The organism is Jannaschia pagri (genome assembly GCF_019655435.1).
GTDB classification, from domain to species: Bacteria; Pseudomonadota; Alphaproteobacteria; order Rhodobacterales; family Rhodobacteraceae; genus Jannaschia; species Jannaschia pagri.
This window is the reverse complement of record NZ_BPFH01000002.1, coordinates 202227-226829: the sequence shown is the minus strand read 5'-3', so window position 1 is coordinate 226829 and position 24603 is coordinate 202227. Positions and strand designations below refer to the sequence as shown.

Sequence of the window (24603 nt, the reverse complement as noted above, 5' to 3'; positions counted from 1 at the left end):
AGAACGGACCGTAAGCCACCTTGACCGCCGGGTCCTGCGGTGTAGGGAAGGGGCAACGACCGCGCGGAGGATGAAGCCATGGCCAGCCTGCTGAAACGTCTCGTGACCTGGTGGGACGGCGACTCCGTCGGCACCCGGCTCTTCACGTCGCGCCATGGCACCAAGGTGGGCGAGGACGAGCAGGGCAATGTGTTTTACCGCAACGGCGACGACAGCCGTCGTTGGGTGATCTACAACGGTCAGAATGACAGCACGCGGGTTGGACCCGAATGGTACGGCTGGCTGCACCACACCTTTGCCAAGCCGCCGACCGAAGACCCCATTGCCCATAAGACCTGGGAAAAGCCCCATCAGCCGAACCTGACGGGGACCGCCGACGCGTTCATGCGCCAGGGGTCGCTGCGGCGGGCGGACGTCAAGCCCGCCACCGACTACGAGGCGTGGAGCCCCGAGTAATGCTCAGTCGGGCGGCCCTGCTGCTGTGCTTGGCCTTTGCGACCGGCGCGCAGGCCCAGGCCGTTCGGACCGGGGCGGGCCCCGGTGCGGTATTGCGGACGTTGGACAAGACCTCGGGCGAGGTTGTCGATGTCGAAATGGCCATTGGGCAGACGATGGCCTATGGCCCGTTGCAAGTGACACTGCATGATTGCCGATACCCGGCCAACAACCCGTCGGGCGATGCCTTTGCGCTGGTTCAGGTCGTGGATGCGCGCGCGATCCAGGAATTGTTCGCAGGCTGGATGGTGGCGTCTTCGCCCGCGTTGAACGCGCTTGAACATCGTCGGTATGACGTCTGGGTTCTGCGCTGCCTGACCTCGCTCAACTAGGCGCACTGGCCTCTGGCGGCTGCCGTAGAGTGTCGAGGACGTCCTGCGCTGACGGCAGGTCAAAAGGCATCCGCGCGCTTTTGCTGAGCGCCTTACGAAGTTTGCGGTGATAGGACGCGCGCGGGATCTCCACGGCCCCGAGGGAGGCCAAGTGATCGGTCAAAAACTGCGTGTCGAACAACTCATATCCAGCCTGCCGCAATGTCGCGATGAGGTATGCGAGGGCAACTTTGGAGGCATCCCGACGACGGGAAAACATGGATTCGCCAAAGAACGCGGAGCCCATGGCGACGCCGTAGACGCCGCCAACCAGCGCCTCACCATCCCAAAGCTCAACCGAATGGGCGAAGCCCAGACGGTGCAGCTGTCCATAGAGGCCCGCAATGGGGGCGCTGATCCAGGTTTCGTCCCGCTCGGCGCAGCCGGCGATGACCCGGTCGAAGGCTTGGTCCAGGGTCACCAAGTACCGGTCTTGCCGAATGGTTTTGGCCAAGCTGCGTGACAGGCGGAAGCCATCCAGCGGCAGCACGCCCCGCAGTTTTGGATCGACCCAAAAAATATCTGGGTCGTCGCGATCTTCGGCCATGGGGAACACGCCGCTGGCATAGGCCATAAGCAGGGTCTCGGCGGATATCTCTGACGTGTCGCGCGGCATGGGGCGAAGGTAAATCCCACCCCGGCCCGAGGAAAGGCTAGATTGGCGTCAGCAGCCCTTTGCCCGGGCAATCCGTGACATGGCGTCGATCTTCGCTTGGCCGTCCAGGGCATCATTGGCCACATTGGCGCCCGTTTGACCGATCAGACTGCCCGCCTGACCACCGACCACGCGACCGGCCAGCATCGCGCCTAATCCGGCGGCGCGCACGTTTCCGGCGTTCCCCGCATAGAGCCGTTGCAGGCGGGTTTGCTCCGCCGTGACACTAGCACAGTTGGCGCCGCCGAACCGAGCCACCGATTGGTCATAGGCGGCTGCGACGGTCGGGTCACGATAGAGGCTGCTGCCCGTCGGGATGCCCAGGGCCTGGGCTTGCGTGGCCGCGGCGGTGTTGGTCGCCGGGGTTGAGACGCAGGCAGAGGCGGCAACAGCCACCCCAGCCGCTGCCAAAATACGAAGTCCGAACATGGATCCCCCCAGAAGTCTTTGGTTCTGGGGGTTTAGCCCATGCGTGACGCCTTGGGACCCCCCTGAACAGAGGGGGCGCAGACCTTAGCCGAGGTTCGTTTCCAACCACTTTTCCAGCCAGTGGATCGTGTAATCTCCGGTCTGGATGTCCGGCTCCGCCAAAAGCGCGTCGAACAGCGGGATCGTGGTGTCCACGCCATCCACGATCAACTCCCCCAGGCTGCGGTGCAGGCGCGCCAAGGCTTCGGGCCGGTCCCGACCATGGACGATCAGCTTGCCGATGAGCGAGTCGTAATAGGGCGGAATGCGGTAGCCATCGTAGAGCGCGCTATCCATGCGTACCCCTAGGCCGCCCGGCGCATGGTACTGGGTGATCGTGCCAGGCGAGGGCGAGAAGCTTGGCAGCTTTTCCGCGTTGATCCGGACCTCGATGGCATGGCCGTTGATCTTGAGGTCGTCTTGGCCGAACGACATGGGCAGACCGGCGGCCACGCGGATCTGTTCGCGCACCAGATCGACGCCAAAGATCGCCTCCGTGACAGGGTGTTCCACCTGAAGGCGGGTGTTCATCTCGATGAAAAAGAACTCACCGTTTTCATAGAGGAACTCGATCGTCCCGGCGCCAGCATACCCGATGCGCGCGACAGCTTCGGCGCAGGTTTTGCCAATCTCGGCCCGCATCGCGGGCGTGATGCAGGGGCCTGGCGCCTCTTCAAAGACCTTCTGGTGCCGCCGTTGCAGCGAGCAATCGCGCTCGCCCAGGTGGACCGCGCCACCGCGTCCGTCGCCAAAGACCTGTACTTCGATGTGCCGGGGCGTGCCCAGGTACTTCTCGATGTAGACTTCGTCGTTGCCGAAGGCAGCCTTGGCCTCGGATCGCGCCGTGCGGAAGGCCGTCTCCAGGTCGTCCGCCGTCTTGGCTAGCTTCATGCCACGCCCGCCGCCGCCTGCGGTGGCCTTGACGATGACAGGATAGCCCGCCTCGTCCGAGACCGCGCGCGCCGTCTCCATGTCGGGGACACCACCGTCGGAGCCAGGGACGCAGGGCACGCCCAGTTCTTTCATGGTGTCCTTGGCGGTGATCTTGTCGCCCATAATGCGGATGTGTTCCGCCGACGGACCAATGAACTTGATGTCGTGGTCTTCGAGAACCTGCACGAAGGCCGCGTTCTCCGACAGGAAGCCATAGCCCGGGTGAACCGCCTCGGCGCCGGTGATCTCGCAGGCGGAGATGATGGCCGGGACGTTCAGGTAACTCTGGGTGCCGGGGGCCGGGCCGATACAAATGCTTTCATCGGCCATGCGCACGTGCATGGCGTCCGCGTCGGCTGTGGAATGCACGGCCACCGTGGCCACGCCCATCTCACGGGCGGCCCGCACCACGCGCAATGCGATTTCGCCGCGGTTGGCGATCAGGATTTTCTTGAACATGGCGCCTACCCCAGGATGACCAGGGGGGCCCCGAACTCGACGGGGGCACCGTCTTCCACAAGGATGCGCTTCACCGTGCCCGCGCGGGGGCTCGGGATCTGGTTCATGGTCTTCATGGCTTCGACGATCAGCAGCGTTTGCCCCTCGGACACCGTGTCACCGACCGAAATGAACGCGCCCGCACCCGGCTCTGGCGACAGATAGGCCGTGCCGACCATGGGGGATGTGACCGCGCCGGGATCTTGGGCGGGGTCCTCGGACACTGCCTGGGGTGCTGGCGTCGGGGCAGCTGGTGCCGCCGGGGCGCTTGCCGGGGCAGGGGCCACATGCTGAACGGCGGCCACCGGCGCGGGGGGCGGGGTCTGGCGGGACACGCGGACATTCAGACTGTCGTCATCGCCGTACTCGCGCTTGACCTCTAGCTCGGTCAGATCATTCTCGCGCAGCAATTCGGCCAGGGCCTTGATAAAGGCGACGTCGCTGTCGTGGGATTGTGTCATGCCGTCCTCGTTGCGATTTTGGCTCGGCTTATCCCAGGACCGACGCGAGGGAAAGCGTTTCGCGCCCGGTCACAGCCGGCACGGTCCGTCCCATGGACCGATAGGCGCCGACGTCAGACGGTCCGTTTATAGGCCTGGGGCGCCTGGCCGTCTTCCAGATCGCGGACTTTCCCGACTTCGTTGGTGAGCGCGGGGATCGCCTCCAGCGGGACGGGGATGCGGGACAAAAGCTCTTGGGTGATGAGCCGCTGCTGGGCGGCTTGGGCATACCGCCGGGCATCATCTTCGTTCAGATCAGGGCGAAAGGCGATGTCCAGATGGTCGGCAGTCTGGGGGCTGTCCACGCTGGTCTTGCCGTCCGAGCCTGGTCGCCCGCTCGAGGGTGCGTTGCTCGCCCGGCTGGCCGTGACCGGTGCGATTTGGCTGTTCGTTTGCGTGGTTTCCGCTGCGCTAGAGCCGCCGGACGCGTTGGCTGCGCCAGAAGGTTGCGCATCTGACGTGGTCTGATCCTCGGCACCTGTGCTGGCCTGAGACGTGTTTTGACCGCCTGGTCCTTGGTTTGAAAGCTGCGCCGCTTGCACCGGCCCGATGGCAGAAATCAACGACATGTCGTTCCTCCGTGCTACCACACCCCCGCATAAAAATACCGCGGCGAAAGAGTGTTCGCCACGGTTTTTGGTCTCTGGTCTTAACGACGCGTTAAGGAAGGTTACCTCAGGCGCGGTTCATTCGGTTTTCGATCAGATCGTCGACAACGCTTGGATCGGCCAGCGTAGAGGTATCGCCCAAGGCACCGAAATCGTCTTCGGCGATTTTGCGCAGGATGCGGCGCATGATCTTGCCCGACCGTGTCTTAGGCAGCCCCGGGGCCCATTGGATCAGGTCTGGCTTGGCGATGGGGCCAATTTCCGAGCGCACCCAGGTCTCTAGCTCTTTGCGCAACTCGGGCGTCGGCTCCACGCCGCCCATCAAGGTGACATAGGCATAGATCCCCTGGCCCTTGATATCGTGGGGGTAGCCCACGACGGCGGCCTCGGCGACGGTTGCATGGGCGACGAGCGCGGATTCCACTTCGGCCGTGCCCATACGGTGGCCCGAGACGTTAATCACGTCGTCGACCCGGCCCGTGATCCAATAGTAACCATCGGCATCCCGGCGGCAGCCGTCGCCTGTGAAGTAGTAGTTCTTATAGTCAGAGAAGTAGGTCTTTTCGAACCTCTCGTGATCTCCCCAGACCGTTCGCATCTGCGCCGGCCAGCTGTCTTTCATGCAGAGCACGCCTTCGGTTGCAGTCTCTGTGATCTCTTCGCCGCTGGTGGGTTCTAGCACCACGGGCTGCACACCGAAGAACGGCAATGTCGCGCTGCCGGGTTTGGTCGGGGTCGCGCCGGGCAGGGGGGTCAGCAGATGGCCGCCCGTCTCGGTTTGCCACCAGGTGTCGACGATGGGGCAGCGACCGCCGCCGACCACATCGTTGTACCAATTCCAGGCCTCTGGATTGATCGGCTCGCCCACGGTGCCAAGGATACGCACCGAGGACAGATCATATTTGGTGACCCATTCGTCCCCCTGGCCCATCAGGGCGCGAATGGCCGTGGGGGCTGTGTAGAACTGGGCCACTTTGTGCTTTTCGCAAACGGCCCAGAACCGGCCCGCATCGGGGTAGGTGGGTACGCCTTCGAACATCAGGGTCGTGGCCCCATTGGCCAGCGGCCCATAGACGATGTAGCTGTGGCCCGTGACCCAGCCGACATCGGCTGTGCACCAGAACACGTCTCCGTCCTTATAATCGAAGGTGTATTGGTGGGTCATGGAGGCATAGACGAGATACCCGCCGGTGGTATGCACCACGCCCTTCGGCATCCCTGTCGAGCCCGACGTATAGAGGATGAACAGCGGGTCTTCGGCGTTCATTTCCTCTGGTGGGCAATCGTTGGAAATGCCGTCCTCCGCCTCATGGAGCCAGACATCGCCTTGGGGCCGCATCGCCACCTCTTGGCCCGTCCGCTTCACGATCAGGCATTGCACGCTGTCGTCGCAATGCAGCAGCGCTTGGTTGACGTTGTCCTTGAGGTTCGTGACCCGCCCGCCGCGCGGGGCGCCATCGGCTGTGATCACAACCTTGGCCTCGGACCCGTTCACCCGGGCGGCCAGGGCATCGGCCGAGAACCCCGCGAAGACGATGGAATGGATTGCGCCGATCCGCGCGCAGGCCAGCATCGCGTAGGCCGCTTGGGGGATCATGGGCAAATACAGGACAACACGGTCGCCCTTGGTGACACCCATGCCCTTGAGGACGTTGGCCATCTTGCAGACATGGGCATGGAGTTGTTGGTAGCTGATATGCTGGGCCTCTTCGGAGGCGTCGTCCGGTTCCCAGATGATTGCGGTCTGGGTGCCCCGGTCCTTCAGGTGCCGGTCGATGCAATTGGCCGCGACATTCAGAGTGCCGTCCTCGAACCACTTGATGTCGACGTTGCCCGGCGCAAAGGACGTATTCTTGACCTTCGTAAAGGGTTTGATCCAATCGACGCGCTGGCCATGCTCGGCCCAGAACGCCTCCGGGTCTTCGATGGAGGCCTTGTACATCGCATCATAGGTGGCGCGGTCGGCATGGGCCCCGGCGGCCATTTCGTCTGACGGCGGATAGATCGGATCTTTGTCGTCCAGCATGGGCTCTCCCTCTCGGTCGCTCACGGGCGGCCCCTCCTCGGGCCGACCCGCTGTCACTGTGGCACGGTCGTGCGTAGCTTGTCAGATCGCCAGGTATTCCGCACGTAGACCTTCGTCGGCCAGAACCTCGGCAGCGGTCCCGTCGAAGACCACGCCGCCCGTGTCCAGGATCACGGCCCGGTCGGACAACTCAAGCGCGCGCACGGCGTTTTGTTCCACGATAATCGTGGTCATCCCAAGCTTTTTGATCTCGATCAGAGTCTTCTCGATTTCGTCGACGATGACCGGGGCCAGGCCCTCATAGGGTTCATCCAGCAGCAGAACCTTGACGTCGCGGGCAAGCGCACGGGCGATGGCCAGCATCTGCTGTTCGCCGCCAGATAGGGTCACGCCCTCCTGCTTGCGGCGTTCGCCCAAGCGGGGGAACAACTCATACAGCCGCTCGATGGACCAGCCGATGGGCGGGGCGATCTGGGCCAGCTTGAGGTTTTCCTCGACGGTCAGGCCGGGGATGATCCGCCGATCTTCTGGCACGAGGCCCAAACCCGCGCGGCTGGCGGCATGGGCTTCCATCGTGTGGAGCGGCTGGTGATCCAGCCAGATCTCGCCCTTTTTCAACTCCGGGTCGCCGACCCGCGCGCAGGTCCGCAGGGTCGAGGTCTTGCCCGCGCCGTTGCGGCCCAGGAGCGCGAGGATCTCGCCCTCGTGGACGTTAAAGCTGACGCCTTGGACGATGTAGCTTTCGCCATAGTAGGCGTGGATGTCGTGGACACTGAAATAGGCGGGGGCCGTGGTGGCCTGGTTCGCGTGGCGGGTGAAGTCTGGTTTGACGTTCATCTGTCGGGTCCTCCCCGGGGTTTGTCTGTCGCGCGCCCCGGGCTTGACCCGGGGCCTCTGCCCGAAGGCGCGGCGAATGTGTCTGGCGGGGCCCCGGCGCAGGGCCGGGGCGGGGTCTCTCCGGAGGGCGGGGGGCACCCCGCCGCTCCGGTGGGTGTCAGTGGCCGGAGCTTTCGCCCAGATAGGCTTCGCGGACCTTGGGGTGGCCCTTGATGTTGTCGGGCGTGTCCTCGACCAGGGGCGTGCCCTGGGCCAGCACCGTGATCCGTTCCGACAGGCTGAACACGACGTGCATGTCATGCTCGATGATTGCGATGGTGATCGGACGGCTTTCCTTGATCTGCTGGAGCAGTTCGATGGTGTTGTTGGTATCCGCCCGGGCCATGCCCGCCGTTGGCTCATCGAGCAGCAGCAGCCGAGGCTCCTGCGCCAAACACATGCCGATCTCCAACCGGCGCTTGTCACCCCGGGACATGGAAGCCGCGTGCATGTGACGCTTATCGGCCATGTTCATGTCTTCGAGCATGTGCTCGGCCCGGTCCACGATCTCCGCATCGCCCAGCAGCGATTTGTAGCCGTGCAAGGCGAACGCGCCGTCCCGCTTGGCCAGGCACGGGATCATCATGTTTTCCATCACCGTCAGATCGCCAAAGATCTCGGGTGTTTGGAACACACGGCTGATGCCCATCTGGTTGATCTCGTGGGGCTTGCGCCCCAGGACCGATTGCCCCTCGAAACTGACCGATCCGGTGTCGGGGATCAGCTTGCCCACCAGACAGTTCAGCAGCGTGGACTTGCCCGCCCCGTTGGGCCCGATGATTGCGTGGACGGTGCCTTCGGCGACGCTCAGGTTGACGTTGCCCAGGGCCTGCAAGCCGCCGAAGCGCTTGCCAACGTTTTTGACTTCAAGAATGCCCATGGTCGTTCACTCCCCGGGTTGCGATTGAGAGGCGGCGGCATCGTCGCCCTTTTTGCGGCGGAACATGGAGGCCAGCTTTTGACCGCCCTGCACCAGTCCACCGGGCAGGAAGATGACCACGGCCATGAACAGGATGCCCAGCGTCAGGTGCCAGCCCTTGCCCACGAAGGGGTAGACGATGGTCACCAGAACATCGGTCAGCCAGTCGGGGGCGAAGGCGAACCAACCCTCCAGCGTGGTCTTGTTGATGGTCGAGACGATGTTCTCCATGTACTTGATGAAGCCCGCGCCCAGCACTGGCCCGATCAGGGTGCCCGCGCCGCCGAGGATGGTCATCAGCACCACTTCACCGGAGGCTGTCCAGAACATCCGTTCTGCGCCGACCTGGGTGTCCATGGCCACCAGCAGACCACCGGCCAGACCCGCGTACATCCCCGAGATGACGAAGGCCGCCAGGGTGTAGGGCTTGGGCGAAATGCCGGTGTAGTTCAGGCGGTTCTGGTTCGACTTCACAGCCCGCAACATCATGCCGAAGGGCGAGCGGAAGATGCGGATCGACAGGTAGAAGGCGACCAACATGGCGATGGCGGCGATGTAGTAGCCTGCGTTGAAGGTGAAGAGCCATGCGCCGACCTGCATCTCATAGCTGGCGCCCATTTCGAGGCCGAAGAGGTTCGCGCGCGGCGTCTCTCCCTGGGCCAAGGCGCCGTCGAGAATGCGGGGGTCGAAGTACTTGAGCTGCAAGCCCGTCTCACCGCCCGTGATGGGGGTCAGGACCGAGTAGGCCAGGGCAAAGGACATCATCGCGAAGGCCAGCGTCAGGATCGAGAAGTAGATCCCCGAGCGCCGCAGCGAGATCCATCCCACCAGCAGCGAGAAGAGGCCAGCGACCGCGACGGACACGATGATCGACGGGATCACGTTCAGGGTCAGCAGCTTCATGGACCAGATGCCCGCGTAGGACCCGACACCCAGGAAGGCGGCGTGACCAAAGGACAGATATCCGGTCAGGCCAAACAGGATGTTAAAGCCGATGGCGAAGATCCCAAAGATCACGAAGCGCTGCATCAGGTCCGGGTAGCCAGCGTTGAACTGCGCCATGGCCGAGCCTTCGGGGAAGGGGTTCAGGATGAAGGGCGCCAGCAGGGTCAGCACGGCCACGAGGACAACCAGCGAGGCATCCTTGCCCGTCAGTCCCAGGAACCCAGCCGATTTCGCTTTTGGCGCGGCGGAGGTGGCGGGGCGCACGGCCCCTGTGTTGGATGTTTGGTCGGTCATTGGATTAGTCCTCCATCACGCCTTTGCGGCCCATCAGGCCACGGGGACGGGTCAGCAGCACGACGATGGCCACGAGGTAGATGACGATTTGGTTGATGCCGGGCAGGATCTCTAGGACCTGGGTCATGGAGGCGAAGGCCTCGACGATGCCGAGCAGGAAGCCAGCCAGAACGGCGCCGGGCAAGCTGCCCATGCCGCCCACAACGACCACCACGAAGCTGAGGACTAGGAAGTCCATCCCCATGTGGTAGTTGGGCGAGTTGATCGGCGTATACATCACGCCAGCCAGGCCCGCGACAGCGGCGGCGATGCCGAACATCATGGTGAAACGCTTGTCGATGTCGATCCCCAGCAGGGTCACCGTCTCGCGGTCAGCCATCCCGGCGCGCACGACCATCCCGAAGGTGGTGAACTGCAAGAAGGCGAAGACTGCGGCGATGATCACGGCGGCAAAGAAGAAGTACACCAGACGCCAGTAGGGATAGACGATGGAGCCCGCGTCAAAGCCGATCATTGCACCGAAGTCGAAGGATCCGATGAAGGCATCGGGTGCAGGCGTCGGGATCGGGTTGGCGCCATAGAAGTACTTGATGATCTCTTGCAGCACGATGGCCAGGCCAAAGGTCACCAGGATCTGGTCCGCATGGGGGCGCTTGTAGAAGTGCTTGATCAGCCCGCGCTCCATGATGACGCCAATGGCGATCATCACGGGGATGGCCATGAGCAGCGACAGCGGCACGGCCCAGTCGATCACTGCGGCGCCCGCGCTTTCGCCCAGGATTTCGTAGATATAGGGCACATCGACTTTCAGCGGGTTCCCCAGAAAGTCTTTCTGGGTTTCGTCGATGACCGTATGGCTCAGTTGCAGTAGGCGGCTGAAGGTGACCGCACAGAAGGCGCCCAGCATGAACAAGGCCCCGTGGGCGAAGTTCACGACACCCAGCGTGCCGAAGATCAGGGTCAGCCCCAGGGCGATCAGGGCATAGGCAGAGCCCTTGTCCAGCCCGTTTAGGATTTGAAGGATTATGGCGTCCATGACGTGCCCCCGGCGCGGCTAGTGGAACAGAAGGAGAGAAGCCACCGCCCAGGGGGGCGACGGTCGAACGGAAGTTGGTATGGCATTGGGACTTGGCGTGGACCGGCGCCATCTGGGCGCCGGTCCGAAGTCACTCAGGCGATTAGGCGCCTGGGTTGCACTCGCCCAGGGACCCACCGGCAAACTGCGGGTGGTCGGGGGCGTAGGTGACTTGGTCGGCTGGGGTGACCTCGACGATTTCGACCAGGTCGAACTCGTTCTCGGGGTTCTCCTTGCCGCGCACCACGACCACGTCCTTGAAGCACTGGTGGTCTGCCGCACGATAGAGGGTCGGGCCGTTGCCGAGACCGTCGAACTCGAAATCGGCCAGGGCTTCGTCCACGGCGCAGGGGTTGAACGACCCCGCACGCGTCACGGCGTCGGCATACAGCAGCGTCTGCACGTAGCAGGTGTGCGCCGCCTGGGACGGCGGGAAGCCGTACTTGGTGCCGAAGGACTGCACGAAGGCGTTGGTGCCCGAGTAGCGCGCGCCCAGCTGGTTCTCCAACTTCCAGTCCCAGTTCTGGGAGCCGAGGATCCCGGCAATGTTCTCACCGGCACCGCGGGCCATCAGCTCGGAGTAGAGCGGCACGACGATTTCGAACTGCTTGCCAGCCACTTCGCGGGCGCGCAGGCCGAACTGAACGGCGTTGGTCAGCGAGTTGACCATGTTGCCACCGTAGTGGTTCAGAACCAGAACGTCGGCTTCGGACTGCAGAACCGGCGCGATGTAGGACGAGAAGTCCGTCTGCGTCAGCGGCGTCTTGACCGAGTTGACGGTCGTCCAGCCCATGGCTTCCGTCGAGGAGCGGACGGCCTCTTCGGTGGTGTAGCCCCAGTTGTAGTCGGCGGTCAGGTGATACGCCTTCCGGTCGTTGCCGTACTGGGCCGCCAGGATGGGGGCCAGTGCCGCGCCGGACATGTAGGAGTTGAAGAAGTGGCGGAAGCCGTTGGCTTTACGGTCCTTACCGGTCGTGTCGTTGGAGTGGGTCAGACCGGCCATGAAGATGATGCCAGCCTCTTGGCAGAGCGCCTGCACAGCCACGGCCACACCCGAGGACGAGCCACCGGAGACCATGACGGCACCGTCTTTTTCGATCATCGAGCGGGCCGACGCGCGGGCGGCGTCCGACTTGGTCTGCGTGTCGCCGGTGACGAACTGGACCTTCTTGCCCAGGATCCCGGTGCCTTCCAGCGCCTTCGACGAGAAGGTGGACAGCATGCCGCCGTCGCCTTCGCCGTTCAGATGCTCAACGGCCAGTTCAAAGGCGCGCAGCTCGTCCGCGCCCTCGTCCGCATAGGGACCCGACTGCGGCACGTTGAAGCCAAGCGTGACCGTGTCGCCGGTGGGCGCATTGGTGAAACCGCTGTGGCCATCGGCCCAAACGCGGCTGGTGAAGATGGTCGGGGTTGCAAGGCCGGCCCCCGCGACGGCACCCGTCTTGAGCACACCACGACGGGTGAAGTTCGATTTGGTCATTCAGACCTCCCTTTTGAATGCTCCGCCCGGCCCCCTCCCTGGGGCGGCGGTCGTCCGCCGACGTGTTCCCGCACGTTGACAGACGCTGACACTATCGGCGGCGACCTGAAAATGACTCAATAACGCTTTGTGTCTGCGAGACCTTTTTTGTAAACAAAATGACATCTCGGGGTGTCTGCCTGTAAACTCGTTTGCGCGCGGATGCGGCAATTCGGATTTTGCGGGCGCAGCAAGTTAGTGCAAACAGGGGGTTGTATGGCCAAATCAGGATCCACCGGCTCCCGCATTCGGGAACGCCGTCTGGCGCTGGGCATCCGTCAGGCCCATCTGGCCGACCAAGTTGGCATATCTGCGTCGTACCTCAACCTGATCGAACACGACAAGCGACCCATCGGCGGTCGCTTGCTTGGGCGTTTGGCTGAGTCCCTGTCCGTCGATCAATCCGCCTTGTCATCGGAGGTGAGCGAGGGCCTGCTCGACGCGCTCCGGGGGGCCGGGGCGGCCCATGACCTGGATGCGGAGGCCCTGGGCACAGCCGCCGATCTGGCCCGCCGCAACCCGGGATGGGCGCGTGTGATCGTGCGACAGGGCGAGACCATCGAGGCCCAGGCCCGCACGATTGAGGCCCTGGCGGATCGCTTGACCCACGACCCGGCCCTGGCGGAGGCGATGCACGAATTGCTGTCGACGGTCTCGGTTGTGCGTTCCACGGCCTCCATCCTCGCCCAGACGCCCGAGATCGACGCCAATTGGATGGGTCGGTTCCACGCCAACTTGGATGCGGACAGTCGTCGGCTGGCCGATGGGGCCGAGGCGGTTGTCAGCTATCTCGACAGTGCGGTCGCGGGGGGCGGTGATCACCTGACACCCGCTGAGGTCGTCGCCCGTTTTCTCGATGCGAACCAACATTCCTTCGATGCGGTCGAGGAGCAGGGGGCAGCGGCTATTCCCGATCTGGTGGCGGATTTGACCGATCCGAGGGCGCGGCGGCTGGCGACGGCCATTCTGGAGGCCGACGCCCAAGACGCCAAGCGTTTGCCCCGCGACGTAGTGGAGGCGGCCACCGGGCCCGATGACCTTTTGGCTGTGGCAGGCGGCGATGCCGCGCTCGTGTTGCGCAGATTGGGCGTGATCGATCCGGCGCGCGGGTTGGTGGTGACAGATGCGGCGGGGGCCTTGCTGCGTCGAAAACCCGTGGAGGGGTTTCCTCTACCCATCGTCGGGGCCGGATGCCCCCTCTGGCCGTTGTACCAGGCCCTGTCCCAGCCGGGGCGGGCCATTGTGCAGACCATCGAAATGCCCGACGGGGCCCAATGGGTCGCCCATGCGGTCGCGGCGCCCAGCGCGGTCACCCGCTTTGATGGGGTGCAGACATTGCGCGCGACCATGCTTCTGGCTCGGGCGGCCCGGCCTGGGGTGGCCTTTCCCGTGGGGCCGGGGTGCCGGGTTTGCCCCCGCAAGGATTGCGTCGCCCGGCGGGAGCCATCGGTTCTGCCGGGGGCAGAGCAAATGGAGGGGGCGGGATCTATGACCAAGGTCCCGCAGCAAGCCCTGTGAATGTCCCTGCGAAGGTCTGGACAAGGGCCGTCCAGAGGCGGACTATAGGCCATCGCCGTGACCGGAGGGGAGGCCGGCCATGACACATGATGTAGCATCCAGCGCGGAACCGGCCGCCGACACACCGCGCCGCGTCCTATTGATTGAGGACGAGGCCAACATCGCAACCGCCATTGCGTTTATTTTGCAACGGGAAGGCTGGCGCGTCTCGACCCATTCCGACGGCGCCACCGCGTTGGAGGCCGTGGATCGCCACGCCCCAGATGTGGTTGTCCTGGATGTGATGCTGCCGGGTAAATCGGGGTTCGATATTCTGGGCGCCATACGGGATGGGCGGCGGCCAGACCTGCCGGTCCTGATGTTGACCGCCAAGGGACAGACCAAAGATCGCGAGCGGGCGGAGGCCCTGGGGGCGAGCCGCTTCATGACCAAGCCGTTCTCTAATCGCGATTTGGTCGATGCCATCGACGCGCTGGCCACGGCGCGCGCCTCCGCCGGAGAGTAGATGGACACGCGCCCGACCCTTGCCGCATCGGCGGCCCAGCGGCGGGCGTGGCGGCGGTCTCGGCTGCGGGATGCGGCCCTGTTGCTGCCGGTGTTTGGCGCAGCGCTTTTAATCCTACCCGACCTGGTTCTGTCTGGCTCGGACGCTGCCGAGGGGGCAAGCTGGTCGTGGTTGGTCTATTTGTTCGCCGCCTGGGCCGGTTTGGTCGTCCTCTCGGCGACGATCTCCGTCCTGTCACAGCGGTTGGAGGCGTCCGGCAACGATCCAGAGCCATGACCTGCGGCCCACAGTCGCGTCGCAAGGTCACGGGGCAGAGATGCCGCTGACGCTCAATCTTCTGGCGGCGGGATGCCTCGCCTATGTGGTGGTGCTGTTCATCGTGGCCTTCGTGTCCGAACGCTCCGCCGAGAAGGGGCGGCTTACGCTCATGCGTGGGCCGATGATCTACACTCTGTCGTTGTCGATCTACTGCACCGCTTGGACGTTCTATGGCGCCGTCGGGTACGCCGCCCGGTCCGGGTTGGAGTTCATGACGATTTACCTAGGCCCGACCCTGGTCTTCATCGGATGGTGGTGGCTGCTGCGCCGCCTCGTCCACATCGGACGGGCGGAGCGGATCACATCCATCGCGGACATGATTTCCAGCCGGTATGGCAAGTCAAACAGTCTCGCGATCCTTGTGACCATCCTCGCCGTCGTCGGAACGACGCCCTACATCGCGCTGCAATTGCAATCGGTCACGCTCAGCTTTGCGGTGTTCGCGGCGCCGGGCACCATGGCGGAAGATCTGACAAGCCTCGCCTTTTGGGTCGCGGCGGGCCTTGCCGTGTTTACCATCCTCTTTGGAACACGCCGTCTTGACGCTGGAGAGCGGCATCACGGGATTGTCGGTGCCATCGCGGTGGAGGCCGTGGTCAAGCTGATCGCGTTATGTGCGGTCGGCATCTTTGTGGTCTGGGGGCTCAACGACGGTCCCTTGGCCATGGGCCGCGCCATTGAGGCATCGCCCATCGCGGATTGGACGGGCGCACCGGGACGCTGGGCAGGTCTCATCATGGTCTCCGGCGCCGCGGTGATCTGCCTGCCCCGCATGTTCCAGGTTCTCGTCGTCGAAAACACCGATGAGCGTCACCTGCGCACGGCGTCTTGGGCGTTCCCCCTCTACTTGCTGGCCATGTGCGTCTTTGTGGTGCCCATCGCCGTCACCGGTCTGGAGCGTATGCCCGAAGGGTCGAACCCCGACCTTTTCGTTCTGACACTCCCCCTGGCCGAGGGCTGGGACGGTTTGGCGATGCTGGCCTTTCTGGGCGGGTTTTCCTCGGCCACGTCTATGGTGATCGTCGCAGCGGTGGCCCTGGCGACGATGCTCTCGAACCACATCGTGATGCCCCTGTGGCTCGCCACCCAAGACGAAGGCCGGGCGACGATTTCGGGCGACGTGCGCACGGTGATCCTGCGCGCGCGGAGAGCCTCGATCCTGGTGGTTCTGGCCCTTGGCTACCTCTACTACCTGACGACCGGCGGGACGGAGGCGCTGGCCTCCATCGGGTTGATTTCCTTTGTGGGGGTGGTCCAGGTTCTGCCGGCATTGGTCTTCGGCCTGTTTTGGAAAGGCGCCACCCGCACGGGCGCCGTGGCTGGCATTCTGACGGGCTTCGCGCTTTGGGCCTGGGCAATGCTTTTGCCGGTGTTTGCAGGGATCCCTTGGGTCGACGGTCTTTTGAGCGAGGGGCCGTTCGGGGCGTCATGGCTCAGACCGGAGGCAATGTTCGGGGTCTCTGGCGACCCGCTCCTTTCGGCCCTTCTGGTCTCGCTTGGGCTGAATTGCCTCGCCTTCTGCACCGCGTCGCTGCTCAGCTACCCCAGCCCGATGGAACAGCTTCAAGCCCCGCGCTTCATCCAAGTGTTTGACCGCGCCGCCGCACCGCGCAGCCGTCCGGGCGGGCAAGCTGGCGCGGAGGAGCTACTCGTCATGGCCCAGCGGATTTTGGGCGCGTCAGAGGCCCAACGCTTTTTCGCCATCGAGGCGCGCGAGCAGGGCAGGGCGGGGGATTTGCCCGATCCGACCCCCGACTTGATCGAACGGTTAGAACGGCGCCTAGCGGGATCCGTTGGTGCCGCCACGGCCAACGCTATGGTCGGGGGGATCACAGGTGCATCGGCCGTCTCGGTCGAGGATCTGATGGCCGTGGCCGACGAGACGGCCCAGATCATGGAGTATTCCGCCCGTTTGGAGAGCAACCAGGCAGAGTTGCGCCGCACCGCGCGGGAGTTGCGGGAGGCAAACGATAAGCTAACGGCGCTGGCCGTTCAAAAGGATGCGTTTCTCAGCCAGGTGAGCCACGAGCTGCGCACGCCCATGACGTCGATCCGCGCGTTTTCCGAGATTTTGCGCGGCGGCACCCTCGATCCAGAGGAGTCGGAGCGCTACGCCGACATCATCCTGGACGAGAGCAAGCGCCTCACCCGCCTGTTGGATGATTTGTTGGACCTGAGCGTTTTGGAAAACGGCCAGGTTATGCTGAACGCGGCCGAAGTCCGTCTGCAAGACCTGTTGGACCGGGCCGCGACCGCCTCCACGTCATCACCGGGCGTGACGTTGCAGATCCTCCGCGACGCGGGAAGTGAAGACATGTCGGTGATGACCGACCCCGACCGTCTCAGCCAGGTTTTCATCAACTTGATTACAAACGCCGCGAAGTATTGCGATGCGGCGGACCCGCAGTTGCGGGTGATCGTGACTCACACCGATGCGGAGGTTGTGGTCGACTTTATCGACAATGGCTCAGGTATCTCGCCCAGAGATCGCGCCGTGATCTTCGAGAAGTTCGCCCGGCTCAGCGACCAATCCAGCGCGGGCAGCGCAGGTCTCGGTCTCGCGATCTGTCGCGAGGTGATGGCGCGCCTCGGTGGCAGCATCGACTACCTTCCCGGTCAGGGTGGCGCGGCGTTTCGGGTCAAGCTGCCCGTTGCCCCAGATATGGTTGCTGCGGCGGAGTAGGCCGGATCCTGGACAATCAGTCTGCAGCTTCGCGTCCATGGCGAAACGCCCATGCTGCTTCTGGGCAATCCGCGTCGGGGAGGGCCCGCTGGGAAGGCTTTGTTAACCCGATTGCGCCACAACGTCACCGTCACTCCCAACGTGCTGAGCGTTATGCCCACCGATTCTTCCTCGTCCATCCTGCGGCAGTTGGCCGGTCTTCCGGCGCCAGAGACGCCTGCGGAAACGCCGGGATCTCCAGCGTTGGAGCGGGCGATGACCACTGCGGCGTTGCGTGTCGCCGATGCGGTTCCGGCCCTGGGTCTGTCTGTCCGTGCAAGGGCTTCGACGATAGCGTCCGCCGAGGCCGCGTTCGACGGTTTGCCCGACCAAGCCCTTTGCCTGATGGTCGACCCCCCGTTGATACAGAATCAGGCGAGCGCGTCATCGGATCATCGGGCGGCTACCACGGGCACGCTGGTCTTGGACAGCGGCCTGATAGACAGCTTGATTGAGGTTCAAACCATCGGTCGGATCGACGGCCCGGCGCGTCCCGGACGCCGTCCCACGCGCATCGATGCGGCCCTCGTTCAACCTTTCGCGCAGGAGTGGGTGGATCAGATCGGCGCGCTATTGCCCCGCGATCACTACGGCGCCCGACCGGGGCGATTGCGGACGGGTACGTTCTTGGCGGGTCCCGGCTCGCTGCCGATGGTTCTGACGGCCAGCAGTTACCTGCGGATCGAAGTGTCGCTCTCGCTCGCGAACGGAGACCGAGAGGCGAAGGGCATTCTGATCCTGCCAGATATCGGGCCGGAGGTGTCGGATGATAGTGGGGATGCTCTGCCTTCCGTTGATCCCGCCTGGACAGCCCAGATGACGGCCGTGGCCCAGGCCGCGCCCGTCCGTTTAGACGCGCTCCTCCCAAAGATCCGGGTCTCACTGGCCGATCTGGTGGCGTTGAAGCCGGGGGATGTCATAGACCTAGAGCCTTCAGCGCTGGACGATCTGTCGTTGGTCTCGGGCTCGTCTGGCTTGGGTCGTCCCGGTCGGCGGCGTATGCCCCATGGTGTGACTCTTCGCGGTAAGCTGGGTCAATTGAACGGGGAGCGGGCCATTCGCATCATCGAAGGGCCAAACGATCCGCCCCTGACAGATACAGCCGAGATGACTGCGCTCCCCAGCATGGGAGGGCAGGCAAGCGCGGCGGTGCCCATGGCTACGGGAACTCCGTCCGTTGGTACTCCAGAGGTGTTGGGCGCTGCCGCCATTCAGGACCCGTTGCAGGCGCTGACCCAAGAAGCAAAGGCCCTCGCCACCCACCCGCAACCTGCCCTTGGGGTCGAGGATGCAGCGGCGCCTCTGCCGTCTTTGGATGATCTGCCGCCACTGCCCGAGTTGCCCGAGTTGCCTTAGGCCCTTCGGCTAGCATCACGGGACGAGGTGAAAGCGGGGTGCCAAGGGGCGCCGCTCGCTGTCCTAAAGTGCTTCATGCCGGTTCGTCCGACCGTATGATCTAAGCGGTGACGACACGTCCCAAGCCGTCTGCAGGGCTTTACTAATCGCCAGGCAACACAGGGGCTTAGGGGCGGCGCCACTGCCTCCGGCCACCGCCGTCGAACTGGAGCTGGCGTATTTGGAACCCATGCCCCAGGCGTGCGGAGATCCTTGGCCAGTCACTGCCTTGCGACGTCCCTCGCGACAAGCCCACGACCCTGAGCCCCTCGGGGGCCGCCCTTGCACAGGCCGCAGGGCGGGGTTTCTGCGGCTGCATTGGTCATTCTGCGACTGCATCATTAAGTTGAAGCCAATCGAAAAGCGCAGTTTGAGCGCCCGAGTGGCGCCCATGACACAGACCGGAGATCGTCATGTTTCACCACGCAAACGTCGAAATGATGCAAATCGAGACCCAAGCCCGTGCGTTGCGCGCCGCCCACACCCGGCGTTTCCTCAAGGGCCTTTTCGCGCGCCTGCGCGGCACGGCGGTGCCTGCAAACGTCTGACGCCTCCTCCGTCAGACCGGCTGGCGTTGGCGCAGTTCGCGTCGACGCCCCAGCCCGTGCTTGGGCGCGTACCCGTCCAGGGCGCGGCGAGACCGCCACACCACCTTCCCTTCGGTGCCCCGGCGCTGCACGCATTGATCCCAGGGGCACGCGGGGGTAGGGGCGGTCCATGACCGAGACCCCATCGACCCGTCCCACCATCAGGTTGAAGCCCAAGGCCGACGCAAGGCGCCTGCGCCATGGAATGCCCTGGGTCTATACCGACGACATCGTTACCGACCGTCGCACCCGTGGGATCGCCCCCGGAACCATCGCCGTGCTGCAGGATGCGGAACGGGCCGACATTGGTCTGGCGGCGGTTAACCTGTCCTCACGGATTGGCGCGCGTCTCTTGGACCGAAACGCTGAGGTCGAAGTGGATGCCGATTGGATCCTTCAAAAGCTGCGGGTCGCCTTGGCGCACCGGGATCGGCTGTACGATGCGCCCTTTTACCGATTGATCCATGCGGAGGCGGACGGGCTGCCTGGCGTCGTCATTGACCGCTTTGGCGACGTGGCTGTCTTGCAGCCCAACGCCGCTTGGGCCGACCTCCGGGCTGAGGCGTTTGCCGATGGCCTTATTGCGCTCGGAATATGCCATGTGCTTCTGAACGCCAGCGGTCGGGCGCGGAGCGCGGAGGGCTTGAGCGCGGAGTCGCGGTGGTTGCGGGGCGGTGTGGACGCGCCCGTGCCAGTCACAATGAACGGCGCCATTTACTTGGCGGACCTGACGGGCGGACAAAAGACGGGCCTGTTCTATGACCAGCGGCCCAACCACGGCTTCGTTGGCGGTTTGTGCCGTGGCGCCCGTGTCCTCGATGTGTTCAGCCATGTGGGGGGCTTTGCCCTTGCCGCGCTGGCCGGAGGGGCCAGTGCCGCGACAGCCGTGGATGGATCGGCATCGGCGCTGGCCCTGGCCGAGGCGGGGGCCGCGCGCATGGGATGCGCTGATCGGTTCACCACGAGACAGGGGGACGCGTTCGATACGCTGACCGCCCTTGCGGCAGAGGGTGCGCGTTTTGATGTGGTCATCGCAGATCCGCCCGCCTTCGCGCCGGCCAAGCCCGCGCTGACGGCGGGGCTGCGCGCCTATGAGCGGGTGGCCCGCCTTGCCGCGGCTCTGGTGGAGCCGGGCGGTTACCTAACCCTGTGTTCTTGCAGCCACGCGGCGGAGGTGGGGAAGTTCCACGCCGCCTGTGCGCGCGGGATCGGGCGGGCCGGACGCAGCGGGCAACTGATCCGAACGGGCTTCGCGGGACCGGATCACCCGGTGCATCCCCAGTTGTCCGAGAGCGGATACCTCAAAGCTTTGACCTTCCGTTTGATGCCGTGAAGGTCTTTCTGGACGCCTGCGTTCTGTACCCCACGGTCCTGCGGGAAATTCTGATGGGCTGTGCGGGGGTCGGTCTGTATCAGCCGCTCTGGTCGCCTCGCGTGCTGGAGGAATGGGCGCGGGCGGCGCGCAAGATCCCCGACGGCGAAGCCATTGCCCGTGGAGAGATCGCGCTGCTACGCGCCGGGTGGCCTGCGGCAGAGGTGCGGCCCAGGTCCACGACAGAGGCGCGCCTATGGCTGCCCGACCCGAACGACATCCATGTTCTGGCCGCTGCGTCCGATGGCGGGGCGGACCGGCTGGTGACGCTCAACATCCGCGATTTCCCGCGCGCCGATGTGGCCGCCGAGGGGATTGTGCTGCAACCGCCAGACGGATTTTTGATGGATCTGTGGATCGCGCAGCCCGAGGCGGTGCGCCATGTGGTCGAAGGCGTGCGACGGACGGCCGAAGACCTGTCCCAGGTCGACACGCCCCTGCGTCCTCTGTTGAAGCGCACGAAGCTGCCGCGCCTGGGCAAGGCCCTCACATCAGACTGATATATTCTGCGGCGGACTGGCCGTCAGGCGGGGTCACCCCGGCGTCCCGGCCTCTGTCGCCGGCACAAGCGTCGTGACACCAACGGCGCCCGCTCGGGCCAGTGCGGGATCCAGGGTCATCGGAATGTATTCACCCCTCCGCCATAGCTCGCCCAGGTCGTCGTAGTGGCGTGACAGCGGGTGGCCGGACTGTCCAGTTGACGTGATGAAGACGCTGCTTTCAGGGTCCGCGAAGTCATAGACGCCGCGATAGGTCGCTGCATGGACATTGGCAAAGGGCGTGGGCATCTCGCCGGAGGTTTTGCCCCGTTGCAAGGTGTTGTCGCCGCCCGAAGTAGATTGACGGATGTTCACCACGGCCCCCAGGAACGGCACCTCGCCCAAGACGGGATGGTCGTGCTGCGCTTCGTGCGCGTCGCCCCAGCGCCAGGCTTCCACGCGATTCCCGTAGGTTTCGGATAAGTATTGCAGCGCGTCGTCCAGGGCGAGGCGGGCGATATCGGTGCAGGTTTCGATCACCGAAGATTGCACCACGTCGCACCACCCGGCGGCGCCGCCGATATTGCGGTACACACGTTCGATAAAGAGCGGCTCCAGGTGAGTGTATTCGTCGGCGAGGGGGCCGACGTCATCGCGGATCAGGCGATCCTGCAAGGCCCGCATCCACGCCGCATAGATCAGCGGCTCCGGCAGGTGTTCCGACATCTCCCCGTTCCACGCCGCCAGCAGTTGCAGCGCCGTTTGCCGTCTGCGCTCCGGTGTGCCCGGCGGGGCCGCCTCCCCGGTAAACCACAGATCGGCCCCAACCAGTGGCAACAAGGCCCGCGCAGCGTTTGAGACGGCGTCGAGTTGCGCCTCGATCAGGCTTTCGCGCGTGTGAACCCCCCGGTTCTTCATGAGGCGCTCCATCCGCTGGACCCGTTGGCTGTCGCCCCAATGAAAGCTGATATGGCCCGGAAAGGGTCTGTCGATGATCTTGTTGTTGGTATTGCCCAGCAGGCCGCTCGGCGGGTCCAGCCAAACGGGATTGTCGGCAAAGGGGCGCAGCCCCCGCCACCGGTTGTCCTCGACCCAGCCGGGGGCCGGGATGCGACCCTGGCTTTGGTGCGTTGCGGCGCGGCTCGGCTGTCGCCCCATGAGTTGCATCGCAATGCGCGTGCCATCGGCCACGGTCAGGTTCTGCGCCGGAGCGATGTAATGCCGCGCGGCGGCGATCGCCTCTTCCAGCGTCTGCGCCCGCATCAGCTCCAGCCCGGTCCGAAGGGATGTGTCGTCGGGCGACAGACCCGTCCAGGAAAGCGCCGCGACGTGGCCCGGTGGCGTCACTGCGCCGAGGTCGAACTGGCTGCCGGTCAGGACGGGCCCATTGACCGTTCGCCGCAGGGTCAGCGTGACCGGGGGCGCGTCCTTGATCGTGACGATGACCCGCTCCGTCTCAAACGGGGCAAAACCATCCGGCGTGCGATATTCCTCGGGGTTTTCTGGGTTGAGCTGTTCAATCAAAACGTCCTGGTCGTCCAGATAGCTGGACGTCAGCCCCCAGCCGAGGGTCTGGCTCCGCCCGGCGAGGATCACGGGGATGCCTGGAATCGTTCCCCCGATCACACCGCCCGTCGCCAATTCAAGGCGCGCCAGATACCACAGCGTCGGCGCCGACAGACCCAAATGCGGATCATTCGCCAACAAGGCACCGCCGCCCGCGGCGTGATCGGCGGCCACTGCGAAAGCGTTGGAAGCACCGGATAGGCCCCGAGCTGGCACAGGCCACAGATTGGGGCGCTCCGCCCGGGCGAAGTGTGTCGGTTGCAGCGTTGGAAACAGATCGCCTGCCGACGCGAGGTCGACCACACCGTCCCCTGGTACATCGGGGTGAAGGTCCGCCAGCCGATCAGCCTCAAGGAGCAGTGAGGCCCGCGCGCGCAACACGTCCTCGCCCACATGGCCGCTGAGTTGCAGGGCCATCAGTTTGACCAGGGCGATGCTGTCGGCGGGTTGCCAGGGCGCGATCTGCGGCGGGAAGAGAAAGAATTCCGGCGCGCCGCGCCCGCTGGCATCCCGGTTGACCACGTCGATCCGGGCATTCACCCCGGCGGCATAGGCATCTAACATGGCGCGCGTCTCTGGATCCTGTGCGGCAACGCTTGCGGTTGCAGCCCGGTACAGGCCCAACCGGCGCAACAACTCATCCGTGCGCAGCGTGCGCTGACCAAAGACCTCCGACAGCCGCCCCTGCGCCGTGCGCCGCAGCAGCGTCATTTGCCACAGCCGATCCTGCGCATGGGCGTAGCCCAGCCCGAAGAAAACGTCCGCGTCGCTCTCTCCGAAGACGTGGGGCACATTGAAGGTGTTGCGGACGATCTCCACCGGGCTTTCTAGGCCGCGCACCTCGGTCGTCTGATCGTAGTCCGGCAAGGAGCGGGAGGTCAGCCAAAGCACCCCAGCCATGGTCAAGGCCAGTAGCAGCAGCGTCATCGACACGACGCGAAATGACCACCGAAACACTTGCTGCACCCGCATGCCCCCTGTTGACCCCATGGCCTCGGGCAGCATCTAACCGTGGGCACGATTGGATGCAAAGGGAGGGGGCAGATGGCTTCTTTGGCATTTCTGGGTTTGGGCGTCATGGGCGGCCCAATGGCGGGTCATCTGGCGTCTGCCGGCCACGACGTGGCGGTTTACAACCGAACCAAGGCCAAAGCCGATCAATGGGTTGAAGCCCATGGAGGACGGGCGGGCGATACCCCACGCGCCGCCGCCGAAGGGGCTGACATGGTCATGGCCTGCGTCGGCAACGATGACGATCTCAGGTCGGTCTGTTTGGGCGAGGACGGCGCGTTTGCCGGAATGGGGGCGGGGAGCGTTTTCGTTGACCACACGACCGTGAGCGCCGAGGTGACGCGCGAGTTGGCGGCGGCTGCGGCAGAGCATGGGATCGCTTATGTGGACGCGCCGGTTTCGGGCGGACAGGCCGGGGCGGAGAATGGCCAGCTTGTCATCATGTGCGGTGGAACAGCGGCCGATTATCAACGGGTTGAGCCAGTTATGGCGGCCTATGCGAAGCTCTCTAAGCTGATGGGCGAAGTGGGCGCAGGCCAGTTGACGAAGATGGTCAACCAGATCTGTATTGCCGGCCTTTTACAGGGGCTTAGCGAGGGGATGGCCTTTGCGCAGAAGGCTGGTTTGGACGGAGAGGCCGTGGTCGATGTGATCCAGGGCGGGGCGGCTGGATCTTGGCAGATGGTGAACCGGCATAAGACGATGCTGGCCGGGAAGTACGAACATGGGTTCGCGGTGGACTGGATGCGCAAGGATCTGGGTATCTGTCTGAAAGAAGGCGAGAATATCGGAGCGCCGCTGCCGGGAACCGCTTTGATCGACCAGTTCTACAAGGACGTGCAGGCCATGGGGGGCGGGCGTTGGGACACATCGTCGCTTATGGCGCGGCTGGTGAAACTGGCCCAGTGATCCGCGTATGATCTGTGGGTGACGGCGGTATGATCCTGG

23 protein-coding genes are annotated in these 24603 nt (G+C 64.5%); 11 read left to right on the top strand and 12 right to left on the bottom strand.

Going from position 1 to position 24603, the window contains the following annotated elements:
- Positions 1-78: 78 nt before the first annotated feature.
- Both K5R33_RS05985 and K5R33_RS05980 read left to right on the top strand, forming a co-directional pair.
- The gene (locus K5R33_RS05985; protein ID WP_220748102.1) at positions 79-456 is read left to right on the top strand and encodes an NADH:ubiquinone oxidoreductase subunit NDUFA12; all 378 of its coding nucleotides are present in this window, start codon (positions 79-81) and stop codon (positions 454-456) included.
- A complete protein-coding gene (locus K5R33_RS05980; RefSeq protein ID WP_220748101.1) occupies positions 456-827 on the top strand; it encodes a DUF2155 domain-containing protein in 372 nt (123 codons plus the stop codon). Before K5R33_RS05985 ends, K5R33_RS05980 begins: the two co-directional genes overlap by 1 nt.
- On the opposite strand, the gene aat is transcribed toward K5R33_RS05980, so the two are convergent.
- The 11 genes from aat to K5R33_RS05925 all read right to left on the bottom strand — a co-directional run bounded on the left by aat (position 820) and on the right by K5R33_RS05925 (position 12143).
- A complete protein-coding gene (aat, locus tag K5R33_RS05975; RefSeq protein ID WP_220748100.1) occupies positions 820-1482 on the bottom strand; it encodes a leucyl/phenylalanyl-tRNA--protein transferase in 663 nt (220 codons plus the stop codon). The genes K5R33_RS05980 and aat overlap by 8 nt on opposite strands.
- Positions 1483-1530: 48 nt before the next feature.
- Positions 1531-1950 carry a hypothetical protein gene (locus tag K5R33_RS05970; protein ID WP_220748099.1) on the bottom strand — a complete coding sequence of 140 codons (420 nt, stop codon included), beginning with the start codon at positions 1948-1950 and terminating at the stop codon, positions 1531-1533.
- 84 nt (positions 1951-2034) lie between these two features.
- On the bottom strand, positions 2035-3381 hold the full coding sequence (accC, locus tag K5R33_RS05965; RefSeq protein WP_220748098.1) for an acetyl-CoA carboxylase biotin carboxylase subunit: 1347 nt from the start codon (positions 3379-3381) through the stop codon (positions 2035-2037).
- Between the two features lie 5 nt (positions 3382-3386).
- Positions 3387-3881, bottom strand: coding sequence for an acetyl-CoA carboxylase biotin carboxyl carrier protein (gene accB / locus K5R33_RS05960; RefSeq protein WP_220748097.1), 495 nt, complete (start codon positions 3879-3881; stop codon positions 3387-3389).
- A 113-nt stretch (positions 3882-3994) separates the two neighbouring features.
- On the bottom strand, positions 3995-4489 hold the full coding sequence (locus tag K5R33_RS05955) for a hypothetical protein (protein WP_220748096.1): 495 nt from the start codon (positions 4487-4489) through the stop codon (positions 3995-3997).
- Positions 4490-4595: 106 nt separating this feature from the next.
- Positions 4596-6512: an acetate--CoA ligase gene (gene acs, locus K5R33_RS05950; RefSeq protein ID WP_373314148.1), complete on the bottom strand. Its 1917-nt coding sequence runs from the start codon at positions 6510-6512 to the stop codon at positions 4596-4598.
- A gap of 123 nt (positions 6513-6635) precedes the next feature.
- On the bottom strand, positions 6636-7391 hold the full coding sequence (locus tag K5R33_RS05945; RefSeq protein ID WP_220748095.1) for an ABC transporter ATP-binding protein: 756 nt from the start codon (positions 7389-7391) through the stop codon (positions 6636-6638).
- A gap of 157 nt (positions 7392-7548) precedes the next feature.
- On the bottom strand, positions 7549-8310 hold the full coding sequence (locus tag K5R33_RS05940) for an ABC transporter ATP-binding protein (protein ID WP_220748094.1): 762 nt from the start codon (positions 8308-8310) through the stop codon (positions 7549-7551).
- A 6-nt stretch (positions 8311-8316) separates the two neighbouring features.
- Entirely contained in the window at positions 8317-9588 is a 1272-nt protein-coding gene (locus K5R33_RS05935; protein WP_220748093.1) for a branched-chain amino acid ABC transporter permease, read from the bottom strand.
- A gap of 4 nt (positions 9589-9592) precedes the next feature.
- Positions 9593-10624, bottom strand: a complete 1032-nt coding sequence (locus tag K5R33_RS05930; protein ID WP_220748092.1) for a branched-chain amino acid ABC transporter permease — start codon at positions 10622-10624, stop codon at positions 9593-9595.
- A gap of 142 nt (positions 10625-10766) precedes the next feature.
- The gene (locus K5R33_RS05925) at positions 10767-12143 is read right to left on the bottom strand and encodes a substrate-binding protein (protein WP_220748091.1); all 1377 of its coding nucleotides are present in this window, start codon (positions 12141-12143) and stop codon (positions 10767-10769) included.
- Between the two features lie 255 nt (positions 12144-12398).
- Between K5R33_RS05925 and K5R33_RS05920 the strand changes: the two genes are divergently transcribed.
- The 8 genes from K5R33_RS05920 (at position 12399) to K5R33_RS05890 (ending at position 21099) form a co-directional block, all read left to right on the top strand.
- Positions 12399-13700, top strand: coding sequence for a short-chain fatty acyl-CoA regulator family protein (locus K5R33_RS05920; protein WP_220748090.1), 1302 nt, complete (start codon positions 12399-12401; stop codon positions 13698-13700).
- Positions 13701-13779: 79 nt separating this feature from the next.
- Positions 13780-14205 carry a response regulator transcription factor gene (locus K5R33_RS05915; protein WP_220748089.1) on the top strand — a complete coding sequence of 142 codons (426 nt, stop codon included), beginning with the start codon at positions 13780-13782 and terminating at the stop codon, positions 14203-14205.
- The gene (locus tag K5R33_RS05910; protein WP_220748088.1) at positions 14206-14481 is read left to right on the top strand and encodes a hypothetical protein; all 276 of its coding nucleotides are present in this window, start codon (positions 14206-14208) and stop codon (positions 14479-14481) included. It abuts the gene before it with no gap.
- A 46-nt stretch (positions 14482-14527) separates the two neighbouring features.
- Positions 14528-17206 carry an ATP-binding protein gene (locus K5R33_RS05905; RefSeq protein WP_220748511.1) on the top strand — a complete coding sequence of 893 codons (2679 nt, stop codon included), beginning with the start codon at positions 14528-14530 and terminating at the stop codon, positions 17204-17206.
- Positions 17207-17359: 153 nt separating this feature from the next.
- Entirely contained in the window at positions 17360-18601 is a 1242-nt protein-coding gene (locus K5R33_RS05900) for a FliM/FliN family flagellar motor switch protein (protein WP_220748087.1), read from the top strand.
- A gap of 452 nt (positions 18602-19053) precedes the next feature.
- Positions 19054-19188 (top strand): RSP_7527 family protein, encoded by a 135-nt coding sequence (locus tag K5R33_RS19025; protein ID WP_255576160.1) that lies wholly within the window; start codon positions 19054-19056, stop codon positions 19186-19188.
- A gap of 169 nt (positions 19189-19357) precedes the next feature.
- Positions 19358-20560: an RSP_2647 family RNA methyltransferase gene (locus K5R33_RS05895; protein WP_220748086.1), complete on the top strand. Its 1203-nt coding sequence runs from the start codon at positions 19358-19360 to the stop codon at positions 20558-20560.
- The gene (locus K5R33_RS05890; RefSeq protein WP_220748085.1) at positions 20557-21099 is read left to right on the top strand and encodes an RSP_2648 family PIN domain-containing protein; all 543 of its coding nucleotides are present in this window, start codon (positions 20557-20559) and stop codon (positions 21097-21099) included. The genes K5R33_RS05895 and K5R33_RS05890 overlap by 4 nt, the downstream gene beginning before the upstream one ends.
- Positions 21100-21132: 33 nt before the next feature.
- Here the strand turns inward: K5R33_RS05890 and K5R33_RS05885 are convergent, their stop codons facing one another.
- Positions 21133-23616, bottom strand: a complete 2484-nt coding sequence (locus tag K5R33_RS05885; RefSeq protein WP_373314138.1) for a penicillin acylase family protein — start codon at positions 23614-23616, stop codon at positions 21133-21135.
- Between the two features lie 72 nt (positions 23617-23688).
- Between K5R33_RS05885 and K5R33_RS05880 the strand changes: the two genes are divergently transcribed.
- A complete protein-coding gene (locus K5R33_RS05880; RefSeq protein WP_220748084.1) occupies positions 23689-24564 on the top strand; it encodes an NAD(P)-dependent oxidoreductase in 876 nt (291 codons plus the stop codon).
- Positions 24565-24603: the final 39 nt, after the last annotated feature.